This window comes from Mycolicibacterium sp. XJ1819 (assembly GCF_053483675.1).
This window is the reverse complement of record NZ_JBEFST010000003.1, coordinates 285,153-298,727: the sequence shown is the minus strand read 5'-3', so window position 1 is coordinate 298,727 and position 13,575 is coordinate 285,153. Positions and strand designations below refer to the sequence as shown.

12 protein-coding genes are annotated in these 13,575 nt (G+C 68.9%); 9 read left to right on the top strand and 3 right to left on the bottom strand.

Annotated features, from left to right (window positions below; translation table 11 throughout):
• Positions 1 to 61: 61 nt before the first annotated feature.
• From ABQE89_RS04975 to ABQE89_RS04960, 4 genes are read left to right on the top strand one after another with little or no spacing between them, the layout of a single operon-like run.
• Positions 62 to 1,126 carry a glycoside hydrolase family 183 protein gene (locus tag ABQE89_RS04975; RefSeq protein WP_448414833.1) on the top strand — a complete coding sequence of 355 codons (1,065 nt, stop codon included), beginning with the start codon at positions 62 to 64 and terminating at the stop codon, positions 1,124 to 1,126.
• Between the two features lie 30 nt (positions 1,127 to 1,156).
• Positions 1,157 to 1,765 (top strand): sigma-70 RNA polymerase sigma factor region 4 domain-containing protein, encoded by a 609-nt coding sequence (locus ABQE89_RS04970; RefSeq protein ID WP_448414712.1) that lies wholly within the window; start codon positions 1,157 to 1,159, stop codon positions 1,763 to 1,765.
• 60 nt (positions 1,766 to 1,825) lie between these two features.
• Positions 1,826 to 3,598, top strand: coding sequence for an Hsp70 family protein (locus ABQE89_RS04965; RefSeq protein WP_448414710.1), 1,773 nt, complete (start codon positions 1,826 to 1,828; stop codon positions 3,596 to 3,598).
• Between the two features lie 9 nt (positions 3,599 to 3,607).
• Entirely contained in the window at positions 3,608 to 5,338 is a 1,731-nt protein-coding gene (locus tag ABQE89_RS04960) for an acyl-CoA dehydrogenase family protein (protein WP_448414709.1), read from the top strand.
• Positions 5,339 to 5,349: 11 nt separating this feature from the next.
• Here the strand turns inward: ABQE89_RS04960 and ABQE89_RS04955 are convergent, their stop codons facing one another.
• Positions 5,350 to 6,438 (bottom strand): class I SAM-dependent methyltransferase, encoded by a 1,089-nt coding sequence (locus ABQE89_RS04955; RefSeq protein ID WP_448414831.1) that lies wholly within the window; start codon positions 6,436 to 6,438, stop codon positions 5,350 to 5,352.
• A gap of 101 nt (positions 6,439 to 6,539) precedes the next feature.
• Between ABQE89_RS04955 and ABQE89_RS04950 the strand changes: the two genes are divergently transcribed.
• Positions 6,540 to 7,241 carry an SHOCT domain-containing protein gene (locus ABQE89_RS04950; RefSeq protein ID WP_448414708.1) on the top strand — a complete coding sequence of 234 codons (702 nt, stop codon included), beginning with the start codon at positions 6,540 to 6,542 and terminating at the stop codon, positions 7,239 to 7,241.
• Between the two features lie 14 nt (positions 7,242 to 7,255).
• Here the strand turns inward: ABQE89_RS04950 and ABQE89_RS04945 are convergent, their stop codons facing one another.
• Positions 7,256 to 7,885: an MBL fold metallo-hydrolase gene (locus tag ABQE89_RS04945; protein WP_448414707.1), complete on the bottom strand. Its 630-nt coding sequence runs from the start codon at positions 7,883 to 7,885 to the stop codon at positions 7,256 to 7,258.
• A 26-nt stretch (positions 7,886 to 7,911) separates the two neighbouring features.
• Positions 7,912 to 9,000, bottom strand: coding sequence for an S-(hydroxymethyl)mycothiol dehydrogenase (locus tag ABQE89_RS04940; RefSeq protein ID WP_448414705.1), 1,089 nt, complete (start codon positions 8,998 to 9,000; stop codon positions 7,912 to 7,914).
• A gap of 53 nt (positions 9,001 to 9,053) precedes the next feature.
• On the opposite strand from ABQE89_RS04940, the gene ABQE89_RS04935 reads away from it, so the two are divergent.
• The 4 genes from ABQE89_RS04935 to ABQE89_RS04920 all read left to right on the top strand — a co-directional run bounded on the left by ABQE89_RS04935 (position 9,054) and on the right by ABQE89_RS04920 (position 13,570).
• Entirely contained in the window at positions 9,054 to 9,821 is a 768-nt protein-coding gene (locus ABQE89_RS04935; RefSeq protein ID WP_448414704.1) for a dioxygenase family protein, read from the top strand.
• A gap of 23 nt (positions 9,822 to 9,844) precedes the next feature.
• Positions 9,845 to 11,464: a LuxR C-terminal-related transcriptional regulator gene (locus ABQE89_RS04930; RefSeq protein ID WP_448414703.1), complete on the top strand. Its 1,620-nt coding sequence runs from the start codon at positions 9,845 to 9,847 to the stop codon at positions 11,462 to 11,464.
• Between the two features lie 88 nt (positions 11,465 to 11,552).
• Complete coding sequence (locus tag ABQE89_RS04925) at positions 11,553 to 12,632, top strand: class I SAM-dependent methyltransferase (RefSeq protein WP_448414701.1); 1,080 nt, start codon at positions 11,553 to 11,555, stop codon at positions 12,630 to 12,632.
• Positions 12,629 to 13,570: a homocysteine S-methyltransferase family protein gene (locus ABQE89_RS04920; RefSeq protein ID WP_448414699.1), complete on the top strand. Its 942-nt coding sequence runs from the start codon at positions 12,629 to 12,631 to the stop codon at positions 13,568 to 13,570. Before ABQE89_RS04925 ends, ABQE89_RS04920 begins: the two co-directional genes overlap by 4 nt.
• Positions 13,571 to 13,575 lie beyond the last annotated feature (5 nt).

The window sequence follows — 13,575 nt, the reverse complement described above, 5'->3', positions numbered from 1 at the left end:
CGACGGGCCGTCGATCGGTCGGGGCGCGGGACGGGGCCTGAATCCCCGCGAACGCGCCCGGGTGCCGCTGCTCAACGGCAAGGTGGTCGACCTGACGGGGCCGGGGCTCACCGACCGCTGGGGCGTCACCTGCACCGACCTGGGTGCGTCGGTGGTGGCGCCGAACGGCAAGCTGGTGTCGGTGTTCGGCGACACGTTCTCGGGTCGCAAGGTCGGCGAAGGCGACTGGCGCTCACCGGTGGTGCTGATCGGCAGCGGCGACGCCGACCACGAGATCGTCTACGAACGCGCCGGCGGCGCCGACCCCGACTACGCCCGCCAGTTGTGGCACTACGTCCACGACGACGCGTCGAGCGGTTGGACGCGCGGCGGCATCAGCACGGTGATCCCCTCCGACCTGCTGCGGGTGGGTGACTCGATCTACCTGCACGCCATCGTCAATCGCGGTTTCGGCAACGTGATCTGGACCGAGATCTGGCGCTCCGACGACAGCGGCGTGTCATGGACCCACCTGGGACCGGACGCGAAGTTCCCGGCCGATCTGCACGACGGCCACGCCCAGTGCTGGTCGTGGGACCACGATCCCGACGACGACTGGGTGTACGTGACGGCCACGGGTTTCCAGCGCGACAAGGGCATCATCCTGATGCGGGTACGGCCCGAGGACATCGGCGCCCGGTCGCGCTATCTCAGCTGGGGCTTTACCGACGGTTCCTGGCGGTGGGGAAGTCGGGCCACGCCGATCACGCCCGACGGTGAGCGATGGGGCGAGCTGACGTTTCGGCGGATGGAGCGCGGCAAGTGGCTGCTCGGCGGATTCCTGGCCTCACGGTATGCGCTGGCCTACCGGGTCGTCGACGCGCCGGTGGCCAACATGCACACGACGCCGCTACAGACACCGGTGCTCGGATGCGCGTGGCCCGGGGAGAACCACCGGCAGAACCAGGTCGCCCAACTCTACGGCGGATACGTGCTGCCCGGCTCGCGCTTCGACATCCAGGGCGGTATCGGGCTGGTGGTGTCGCAGTGGAACACCGAAACCGGGTGGCCTTACCGCGCAATGCAATTCAAGGCGGCGCTGAGAGATTCCACGAGGACCGTACCGGAGGATCCCATCAATCTGTGAGCTCCGTTCGTCACAGGGTGCTGGCACGCTGTGGTCAACGATCCGGAGCAGGGGGTGCCGATGGGAAGCTGTGATGAGCCCGACGAACCCGGGGCGTCATCAATTGATGACGGTGTGTGGGGTGGGGCGGGGCCCGAGCCGTGGTGGTTCAACCATCCTGAGTTGTTGGCGCTTCGTCGTCAGGCGCTCGAGGAGGTGAACGCGGCGCCGGACCGTCCACCGTGTGACGAGCCCGACGAGCCCGGGGAGGTGGGTGTCGAGTCTGGGGTGTCATCAATTGATGACGGCGTTGGGTCGGACGGTGTGTGGGGTGGGGTGGGGCCCGAGCCGTGGTGGTTCAACCATCCCGAGTTGTTGGCGCTTCGTCGTCAGGCGCTCGAGGAGGTGGACGCGGCACCCGAGCGCCCACCGTATGACGAGCCCGACCCGATACTCAACGACGTTCTCTCCGGCGCCAGCCGACGTGAACTCGCTTCAGCACGCGACGATCTCGAGCGTGCACAATCCCGATACACCGAGGCCATCCGGTCGGCGCGAGTCTGCGGCCTGTCGTGGGGTGAGATCGGCGCGGTACTCGGTGTAGCGAGGCAACTTCTGCACCGGCGGTACGCCAAGGGTTGGGAACAATCCGTTGACTAACGCTAACCTCGTCCAATCGCACTGATGACCGATTAGTGTTTTCGATCGAGGCGGGAGCAGATGTCTGACGGGGTAGGGCTGTCGGTAGGGGCGACCCGGCTGGCGGCGGTGATAGTCGGCCGGGCCGCCGTGACGCGGTCACCGGTCGTTACCCGCTACCCGCATCGGCCGTCGGAAGTCGGGGTGCCCAGCGAAAACCCCAACCTCGACGAGCGCGGGCTGATCCTCACCGACTTCGTCGACAGGGTCGGTGACCCGGTCGGCATCGTCGCCGCCGACGGCTCCACCCACCGCGCCGAGGAGGTGCTCGCCGACGCGTTGCGCGCGCTGCTGCACACCGTCGGAGGTGGTCGTCCGCCCGCCGGACCAGTCGTCGTCACGCATCCCGCGCACTGGCGCCCGGCCGCCGCCGACGCGCTGCGCACCGCGCTCGCCGCCGTCCCCGAATTCCAGCGTCCGGCGCCCGCACCCGTCGTCTCCGACGCGACCGCGGCGTTGACCGCGCTGCAGGACGACCCCGGGCTGCCCAGCACCGGCGTCGTCGCGCTGTGCGACTTCGGCGGCACCGGCACCAGCATCACCCTGGTCGACGCCGCCAACGGCTACGCCCCGCTGGGCGCGACGATCCGCCACACCGACCTGTGCGGCGATCTGGTGGACCAGGCGCTGCTGACCCACGTCATCGAGGACCTCTCCGCCGCGGGCACCATCGACCTGTCGGGCACCTCGGCCATCGGGTCGCTCTCCGCGCTGCGGGCGCAATGCCGCAGCGCCAAGGAGCGGCTGTCCACCACCAGCGTCACCTCATTGATGGCGGAACTGCCCGGCCACCGCAGCGAGGTGCGGTTGACCCGCAACGAGTTGGACGAAGCGCTGCGCCAACCGCTCGCCGACTTCGCCGGGGTATTGCAGGAATCGTTGGAACGCAACGGAGTCGGCGCTGCCGGGCTGGCGGCCGTCGCGACGATGGGCGGCGGCGCGCGGATTCCGATCATCACCACCACGCTGTCGGAACACCTTCGCGTGCCGGTGATCACGACCGGGCAACCGGAATTGACCGCCGCCATCGGCGCGGGCCTGGCCGCCACGCGCGGCACCGTCGAGGAGGGTGCCACCTCGATGTCGGCGGCCCCCGCCGCCGCAGCCGCCGCGGCGGCCGCCACCGCGATGGCACCCGAAGTGACCGCGCCCCCCGAGGAGGCGTCCAACGCGCTTGCCTGGTCGGACGCCGACGACCTCCCCGAGGTGGCGGCCACCGACCCCTACGACTACCAGTCCTACGAAGACCCCAGCGCGGTGCGCCCGCAGATGCAGTTTCACCGCGATGACGCCTACGACGCGTATGACGACGCCGCCGCGCCTCTGCCGTGGTATCGCAAGCCGACCGTCGCGCTGGCCACCGGCCTGGTGGTGCTCGTCGTGGGCCTCGGTGCCGTGGTGCTGTGGGTGATGAGCGACGACACCACTCCCGCGCCGGCGTCGACCACCGAACCCGCCACCAGCCCGGCCCCGCCGCCGACCAGCGCCGCACCACCGCCGCCACCGGAGACGACACAACAGCCACCGCCGCGCCAGACGGTGACCCGGCAGGCGCCCCCACCGGTGACCCAGACGATCACCGAACCGCCGCCGACGCAGGAACCACCTCCGCCGGCACCGACCGAAGAGCCGCCACCCCCGCCGCCGGCCGAGGAGCCACCGCCACCGGCGGAGGAACCGCCGCCGAGTCCGGAGCCGCCGCCGTGGAGTCCCACCGCGCCGTACCCGACCATCCCGGGGCTGCCGTGGGTCCCGGCGCCGCAATTGCCCGGACAGCCGGCCCCAGGCCCCTAGGCTGTCGCCATGGCCAAGACCGACGGCTTGCTCTTCGATCCGAACACTTATGACCCGCAGGAGTTCGACGCCGGGACGCGGCGGCTGCTGCGGGCGACCATCGACTTCTTCGAGGGCCTGGGCAAGAAGCGCATCCTCGACGACGACCTCGCGGCGCGGTGGCCCGCGGACTTCGTCGAATTCGTCAGGCAGGAAAGGCTGTTCGCGACGTTTCTGACTCCGTCGGAGTTCGCCGACGGAGATCCGGACAAGCGCTGGGATGCCGCCCGCAACGCCGCGCTGGCCGAGATCCTCGGTTTCTACGGTCTGACCTACTGGTACACCGAACAGGTCACGATCCTGGGGCTCGGTCCGATCTGGCAGAGCCAGAACAAGGACGCCAAGCTGCGGGCGGCAGAGGATCTGGACGCCGGGCACGTGATGGCCTTCGGGCTGTCCGAACGTGAGCACGGCGCCGACGTCTACAACACCGACATGATCCTGACGCCGGCCAGTGAACAGGACCGCGCCGAGGGCATCCGGTACCGGGCGACGGGCGAGAAGTACTACATCGGCAACGGAAACGTTGCCAGCATGGTGTCGGTGTTCGGCAGGCACGGGGACGAATACGTGTTCTTCGTGGCCGACAGTGCACACGAGAACTACAAGCTGATCGACAACGTCGTGCACATGCAGATCTACGTGAGCACGTTTCGGCTGGAGAACTACCCGGTCCGGGAAGAAGACCTCCTGCACACCGGCGTGGAAGCGTTCGCCGCGGCACTCAACACCGTCAACGTGGGCAAGTTCAATCTTTGCTCGGCGTCGATCGGCATGGCCGAACACGCCTTCTACGAGGCGATCACCCACGCGCACAACCGCATCCTGTACGGCAACCGGGTCACCGACTTGCGCCATGTGCGGGCCAACTTCGTCGACGCGTACGCCCGGCTGGTGGCGATGAAGCTGTTCAGCAGGCGCGCGGTCGACTACTTCCGCAGCGCCAGCCTCGAGGACCGCCGCTACCTGTTGTTCAACCCGATGACCAAGGCCAAGGTCACGATGGAGGGCGAGACCGTGCTGCGCGCCCTGCACGACGTGATCGCCGCCAAGGGCTACGAGAAGAACACCATGTTCCGCGAGGTGGCCCAGTTGATCGGCACGCTGCCACGACTGGAGGGCACCGTGCACGTCAACGTCGGCCTGGTGCTCAAGTTCATGCCGAACTACATGCTCAATCCCGCCGAGTATCCCGAGATTCCGGTACGCCACGATCCCGCCGACGACGTGTTCTTCTGGAACCAGGGCCCGACCCGCGGGGCGGGCAAGGTGCGGTTCGCGGACTGGGCGCCGGTCTACGAACGGCATCTCGGCATCCCGAACGTCGCGGTGTTCTACGAGCAGGCCAAGGCCTTTCGGGATCTACTGCTCACCGCCGCGCCCGACGCCGAGCAGCAGAAAGACCTGGATTTTCTGCTCAACGTCGGGCATCTGTTCTCGTTGGTCGTCTACGGTCAGTTGATTCTGGAGGAGGCGGCGCTCACCGGCCTCGAGGACGACGTCGTGGACCAGATCTTCGACTTCCAGGTGCGCGACTTCAGCGCGTATGCCGTCGCGCTGCACGGTAAGCCGAGTTCGACCCCGGCCCAACAGGACTGGGCGGTATCGGCGATCCGCAAACCCGTGCCCGACGCCGAGCGCTTTGACCGGGTGTGGCAGCGGGTGGCCGCCTACGACGGCGCCTACGAGATGCGGCCGTGACCGCCGTCGGTTCAGTGCGCTCTCGGCCGCTTGACCAACACCACGTGCGCCAGCGGGATGTGAAGCTGTTCGGGTGCGGCGGCCATGCGCGCGGCGACACCGGCCTCCAGTCGGTCGAAGAACTGCCCGGTGCGCGGGTCCGCAGGGCCACCGTCGAGTCCGCGTGCCAGGGTCGAGAACACCGCCGCCCGAATGAAAGCCGCCCACTGTGCACCGAATGCGTCTGCGTCCCCGTCGATCTGGTATTGGTTCCAGAAGCGGTCCTCGGCGTTGAACACCTCGAGGTGTTCGATCTCGAGTTGCTCGAACCGGTCCTTCGGCGCGAACGGCGCCAGGAAGTCGGCTTCGCTGCGCCCGAACGTCGGGATGCTCATCCGCCTGGCCTCGTCGGAGGTGAGCACCTTCTGGGCGGCCAACTCGTCGAGCGTGTCGGCCAGCGCGGCCAGCAGTGGTCGGTACCCGAATTCACCGTGCTCGTCGACGGCCATGGTCATCACCACGAGGCGGCCGCCCCGCCGTAACTCCCGGCCGCGAAAGGCGAGAAACTCGCGCCAGTCGTGGGCCGCCTGTCTGGCGTAGGCCGCCCGGGTGTCGGCGTCGGCGCTGTAGGCCACGTGGATGTGGTCGGGAACCGGCCCCGGCACGCGACTGAGCCACTGCACCGCCCACGAACTCCAGCCCAGAAGCACGCTGCCGGACGGGATGATCTGCTCGTAGAACGACCGGCCGACCGCCGACGCGAACGTGGCCGCGTCGTTGTGCAGGTAGCTGTCCGGATCGTCGGCCAGGGTGCGGAAGGTCGCGGTGAAATCATTCCCGGGCACGTCGGTGTGTACGACGAGGATCGAGTGGTCGGCCCGGGTCCGCTTGCGCAGCACGGCGATCGCGGCACCGACCGGTAGCAACGAGTTGTGGCCCGTCGCGGCGCCGTAGTCGGCGATGACGATCGGCTGGGGCGGCCTCGGCAACGGAACATCCGACGCCGCCGCCTCGAACAGGGCGATCGCCGGGCGCAGACCCGCCGCCTGCAGCCGCGAACTCGCGGTGAAGGAGGCGCTTCCCAAGGGTTCCGGGCGCACGACGATGCTGGATTCGGGCAACATCGCGACCTCCGTGTCGTGCCAGCGGACATATGTCTCAACCCCGACCGTAGTCCGCGTTGTCGCGGTGGTCAGCCCCCGGCCATGACAGACTTTCGCCCATGAGGCGCGCGGTGCGGATCGTGCTGGTGGGCTCGATCTTGACTCTGGTGACAGCGATCGTCGGCTTCATCGCAGTGCTGATCCTCAACGCATTCGTGTTCGACGAGTTCGACGCCCACGGTGAGGTCGACGTCCCCGGCACGGGCAGCCTGCACCTGCCGCAGGGCGAGGTGACGATCAGCTTCCACACGCTGATCAGCGGCCAACCCACCAGCGGGCTGCCGGTGCCGCAACTGCAGATGTCGATCACCCCGCCGCCGGGCGTACCGGAGCCCACGGTGACCGAGAGCCTCGGCGGCACAACGACGGTCAACAACGACGCGCACGTCCGCGTCTGGACGGCCCACATCGCCGAACCGGGTGACTACGAGATCGTCACCGACGGAGAGGTCGGCGGCTACATCGACCCCCGGCTGGCGTTCGGCGACGACCGTTCCCACGGCTGGCTGCTGTGGCCGTTCGGCGGCCTGTTCGCGCTGAGCCTGGTGATGCTGGCGGCTGCGCTGACAGGATCGGCGCGTATCGCCAGGAACGCCGCCGAGGCGGACCCGCTGCCGACGCCGCCGCCGCCCGAGCAGCCGGCCGTACCGAGCGAACAGGGCATCCGGCTCGAGCAGCTCAGGCAGCTGGCCGCGTTGCGCGATTCGGGGGCGTTGACCGAAGACGAGTACACCGCCGAGAAGCGGCGCATTCTCGGTTGAACCCCGGCTGGGCCCTAGTGTCCGCGGGCCACCCAGTCGTCGTAGTTGACCAACTCGTCACCGATGGTGGTGGAGTCGCCGTGGCCGGTGTAGACGACGGTCTCGCCGGGTAGCTTGCCGAGTCGCCCCGAGATCGACTCCAGAATCGTCGGGAAGTCCGAATACGACCGGCCGGTGGCGCCCGGTCCGCCCTGGAACAGGGTGTCGCCGCTGAACACCGCGTTCAGTTCGGGCGCATGCCAGCAGACCGACCCGGGGGAGTGCCCCGGCGTGTAGATTGCCCGCAGCTCGATACCCGCGACGGTCAAGGTGTCGCCGTCGTCGACCGTGCGGAATTCGCTGTCGGGGTGCGTCATTCGCCACAGCACATCGTCTGCCGGATGCATCAGCACCGGCGCGTCGAGCGCCTGGCCGAGCTCGGGGGCGACGGTCACGTGGTCGTTGTGGCCGTGCGTGCACACCACCGCCACCACATGCCTGTCGCCGACGGCCGCCTTGATCGGTTCGGCGTCGTGGGCCGCGTCGAACACCACCACCTCGGAGTCGTTGCCGACGATCCAGATGTTGTTGTCGACGTCCCAACTGCCCCCGTCGAGTTCGAACTTTCCGGAGGTGACCACCCGTTGAATCGGTCCACCGTTCATTTAATGTCTCCTCTTCCCCAGAGCGCTCATTTCAACACCACCACCGAGCGCAGAACCTCTCCACCATGCATTTTCCCGAACGCTACTTCTACCTCGTCGAGCGCGATCCGTTCGGTGACGAACTTGTCCAGCGGGAATCGGCCCTGCAGGTACAGGTCGATCAGGGTGGGGAAGTCGCGCTCGGGAAGACAATCCCCGTACCACGACGACTTCAGCGAGCCACCGCGGGAGAAGAAATCGACCAACGGCATCTCCAACGTCATATCCGGCGTCGGAACACCCACCAGCACAACGGTGCCCGCCAGATCGCGCGCGTAGAACGCCTGCTTCCAGGTCTGCGGGCGACCGACGGCGTCGATGACCACGTCGGCGCCGAACCCATCGGTGAGGTCCTGGATCGTCTCGACGGGGTCCAGTTCGCGGGCGTTGACGGTGTGGGTGGCGCCGAACTCGCGCGCCCAGGCCAGCTTCTTGTCGTCGGTGTCCACCGCGATGATGCGCTTGGCGCCGACGAGTCGGGCCCCCGCGATCGCGGCGTCGCCCACCCCGCCACAGCCGATCACCGCCACGGTGTCGTCACGGGTCACCGCGCCGGTGTTGACCGCGGCGCCCAGCCCTGCCATCACCCCGCAGCCCAGCAGGCCCGCGGCCGCCGGGTCGGCCGCCCCGTCGACCTTGGTGCACTGGCCCTCGTGCACCAGGGTCTTGTCGGCGAACGCGCCGATGCCCAGCGCCGGAGTCAACTCGGTGCCGTCGGTCAACGTCATCTTCTGCGCGGCGTTGTGGGTGTCGAAGCACAGGTGCGGGCGACCGCGTTTGCAGGCGCGGCACTGACCGCACACCGCGCGCCAGTTCAAGATCACGAAGTCGCCGGGTGCCACGTTGGTCACGCCCGCCCCCACCGACTCGACGGTGCCGGCGGCTTCGTGGCCGAGCAGGAACGGAAACTCGTCGTTGATGCCGCCCTCGCGGTAGGTCAGGTCGGTGTGGCACACCCCGCACGCGACGACGTCGACCACCACTTCGCCCGGGCCGGGGTCGGGGATGACCACATCCACCACCTCGACCGGCTCACCCTTCTTGCGTGAAATCACACCGCGCACCGTTTGACTCATACATTCCAACCTATCGGGATTCGCCGATCACGCCGAAGTGCGAGGCTGAACTCATGATCCCCGCGCTGTATCTGTCCCACGGGGCGCCCCCGCTGGTCGACGACGAACTGTGGGTGTCGCAACTGGCGGCCTGGGCCCGTGAGCTGCCGCGGCCGGCGGCGATCCTCGTCGTCTCCGCGCACTGGGACGCCGCGCCGCTGACCATCGGGTCCACTTCCACGCAAACGCCGCTGACCTACGACTTCTGGGGCTTCCCGGAGCACTACTACGACGTCACCTACGACGCGCCCGGTGCCGTGGAGGTGGCCGCCCGCGTCGAGTCGCTGATGTCGGGGGAACGCGTCCGCCAGAACCCGCACCGCAGGCTCGACCACGGCGCCTACGTCCCGCTGACGGTGATGTATCCCGACGCCGACGTCCCGGTGCTGCAGATCTCGATGCCGACGCTGGAACCGCAACGACTGCTGGAGCTGGGCCGGCGGCTGCGGCCGCTGCGCGACGAAGGTGTGCTGATCATCGGATCCGGGTTCACCACGCACGGGCTGCCGTTCCTGACCGACTGGACACCGGACGCAGCACCGCCGGACTGGTCGACGGAGTTCGACGCGTGGGCCGCCGAGCGGTTCGCCGCCGGCGACGTCGACGCGCTGATCGACTTCCGCCACCGCGCGCCCGGTATGCCCTACGCGCATCCCACGATCGAGCACTTCGCGCCCCTGTTCATCACGCTCGGGGCGGCCTCCGACGCCGGCGAACCCCCGCGCCAGGTGATCGACGGATACTGGATGGGCCTGGCCAAACGGTCGATCGAACTGGACTGAGGGGAATACCGTTCACAGAACAGATGGTCACCGGAATTGATACCCACACCACCGAGCTGTTGCTCGCGGCTCGCAATGCCCACGCCCGCCGCGACTGGCACACCTCCTACGAGGCCTACCTGCGGGCGGCCGAGGAGATGTCGCTGGGAGTCGACGACCTCGACGCGATGGCCGCCGCGGCCTGGCGCCTCGGCCGCGGCAAAGAGGCGCTGAGGGTCGCCGAGCGGGTGTTCACGCTGCTGTCGCGCAGCGATCCGCAGTCGGCGGCGATGAAGGCCGTCGACGTCGCGCTGGCGTGGCTGACCCGTGGCGACCTCAATATCGGGCAGGGCTGGATGAACCGGGCGCGGCGGCTGCTGGTGGACACACCGCAGAGCACGACCCACGGATATCTGGCCTATCTCGATGCGGTCGTGGCGGTGATGAGCAGAGACACCGCGATGCTCACGCAGCGCGTGGCGGAATTGCGGGAGCTGTGCGCCCGGCTTGAATCGCCCCCGGTGACCGCGTTGTGCCGGGTCGCCGAGGGTCTGGAGGCGATGCTGGGCGGCCGGATGCCCGAGGCCTACGGCCTGATCGACGAGGCGATGCTGCCCGTGCTGGCCGACCAGATTCCGCTGGAATGGGCCGGCGACATCTATTGCATCGTGCTGCACCACTGTCACCGGCTGGCCGACCTGCCCAGGATGCGGGCCTGGACGCAGTCGATGCAGCGGTGGTGCCACGAGTACGCCGGATCGGACACCTACGGCGGGGTCTGCGACGTTCACCGGTTGCAGGTGCAGGCGGCCACCGGCGACCTGCGCCTGCTCGAGGAACAGCTGGACAGCGCCAGCCGGACGCTCGAGGAGGTCAACGGCTGGGCGGCGGGCGAGGGCTACTACCAACTCGGTGAGGTGCGCCGCATGCGCGGCGACGTGGAGGGCGCGTTCGCGGCGTTCGCCCGGGCCAGGACGTGGGGCATCGAGCCGCAACCCGGCGAGGCGCTGCTGCGCTGCCGCATCGGGGACAGCGACACCGCCTGGACGGATCTGCGGGTGGCGCTGGCCGGGCTCGACCTGCTCGACCGGATGTCGTTGCTACCCGGCGCGGTCGAGGTCGCGCTGGTCCGCGACAGCCTCGACGAAGCCGAAAGACATTGCGAGGAACTGGAATCCGGTGCGCAGATGTTCGGGACGCCGGGATTTCGGGCGTGGGCCGCGCACGCCCGCGGTGCGGTACTGGTGCGACAGGGCCGACACGCCGAGGCGATGACAGCGCTGGAGGCGGCGCTTCGGGAGTACCGCACCCAGCAGTCCCGCTATGACACCGCTCAGGTCTACGAGTGGATGGCACTGGCGCACAACGGCATCGGCGACACGGAGGCGGCCGCCGCCGACACCGCGACGGCCGAGAACATCTACCGCCAACTCGGGGTCGAACCGGTCGAACCGTGCGGTCCGAGCGCACCAGGGGGCCTCACCAAGCGAGAGGTCGAGATCCTGTGCCGGGTCGCCGGTGGCGTGACCAACAGGCAGATCGCCGAGCAGATCTGCATCAGCGAGAAGACCGTCGGGCGCCACCTCGCCAACATCTACGCCAAACTCGGGGTCTCGTCGCGCACGGCGGCGCTGACATGGGCGCACGAGAACAACCTGCTGTAGCCAGGTGCATCATTTGCCCCACGGCGCGGGGGCAAATTACATGGTTCAACCGATGTCATCCGGGGCCCGGCAGGCCTACCGTTCGACCATGACGACACTGCAGCACGAGACGGAAACCACCGAGGAGTTCGCCGAGCGGCTCGTCGGTGCCATCGACAGCGCAAGCCTGACGATCCTGCTGTCCATCGGACATCAGACCGCGCTGTGGGACACGCTGGCGAACCTGCCCCCGGCCACCAGCGCGCAGATCGCCGACGCCGCGGGGCTCAACGAACGGTACGTGCGCGAATGGCTCGGCGGGGTGGTGGCGGCGCGAGTCGTCGACTACGACCCCGGCGCAGGCACCTACGCGTTGCCGCCGCATCGTGCCGCGGCGCTCACCCGCGCCGCGGGGCCCGACAACCTCGCGCGCGTCGCGCAATTCATCCCGCTGCTCGCGGAGGTGGAGCAGAAGGTCATCGAGTGCTTCCGACGCGGAGGCGGCCTGTCCTACAGCGAGTACCCGCGATTTCACACGCTGATGGCCGAGGAGAGCGGCGCGGTGTTCGACGCCGCGCTGGTCGACGTCATCCTGCCGATGGCCGACGGACTGCCGCACCGGCTGCAGGAGGGCGCCGAGGTCGCCGACATCGGCTGCGGCAGTGGACATGCCGTCAACGTGATGGCGCGGGCGTTTCCGACCAGCAGGTTCACCGGCATCGACTTCTCCGACGAGGGTCTCGGTGCCGGCCGAGACGAGGCCCACCGGCTGGGTCTGACCAACGCGACGTTCGTCGCCGCCGATGTGGCGAACCTCGACGCGGCCGAAACCTACGACGTCATCACCGCTTTCGACGCCATTCACGACCAGGCCCACCCGACGACGGTGTTGCAGAACATCTACCGCGCGCTGCGGCCAGGCGGCGTCTTCCTGATGGTCGACATCAAGGCGTCGAGCAGGCTGGAGGACAACGTCGGAATGCCGTTCGCGCCGTACCTCTACACCGTGTCGACGATGCACTGCATGAGCGTGTCGCTGGGGCTGGACGGCGACGGGCTGGGCACCTGCTGGGGTCGGCAGACGGCCACCTCGATGCTGGCCGACGCCGGCTTCGAGGACGTGGCGGTCCACGGGCTCGACTCCGATCCGATCAACGACTATTACGTCGCGCGAAAGACCGCCCGATGAGCGTGCTGGCGCAGCTCGGCGGCGGACTGTTCGTCACCGACGGCGGGCTGGAGACCGAGCTGGTCTTCCTCGACGGCCTCGACCTGCCGGCCTTCGCGGCGTTTCCACTGGTGGAGCGCCCCCAAACGCGCGCCAGGCTGCGCCGCTACTACGACGGCTACCTCGACATCGCCCGCAGTCTCGGCGCGGGCTTCATCGTCGAGACCCCTACCTGGCGGGCCAACCCGGACTGGGCCGGTCAGCTCGGTTACTCGGCGCAGCGACTCGACGCCGCCAACCGGGCCGCCGTCGCGCTCGCCGACGAGGTGCGTGCGGCCGCGGCCGCCGACGGCGTCACCGGCGTGGTCAGCGGGTGCGTCGGGCCGCGCGGCGACGGTTACGACCCCGGCGAGGCGATGACCGCCTCGGCCGCCGAGCGGTACCACGCCGTCCAGATCGGCTCGTTCGCCCAGGCTGGCGTCGATCAGGTCACCGCGATCACGATGACCAACGCCGAGGAGGCGATTGGCATCGTGCGTGCCGCGACGGGCCTCGGCCTTCCGGCGGTGATCTCCTTCACCGTCGAGACCGACGGACGGCTGCCGACAGGCCAGCCGCTGGGTGCGGCGATCGAGTTCGTCGATGCCGAAACTGACGGTGCCGCCGCGTATTTCATGGTCAACTGTGCGCATCCGACGCACTTCTCGGGCGCGCTCGACCAGGACGGGCCATGGCGGCAACGCCTGGTCGGGTTGCGCGCGAACGCGTCGGCCAAGAGCCACGCCGAACTCGACGAGTCCACCGAACTCGACGAGGGCGATCCCGCCGATCTCGCCGAACGCCACGCGGCGTTGCGCGACCGGCTGCCCGCGGTCAGTGTGCTCGGGGGCTGCTGCGGTACCGACGCCAGGCACGTGGCCGCGATCGCCGCGGCGTGGAGCGCACCCGTCGCGGGCTAAGCTCG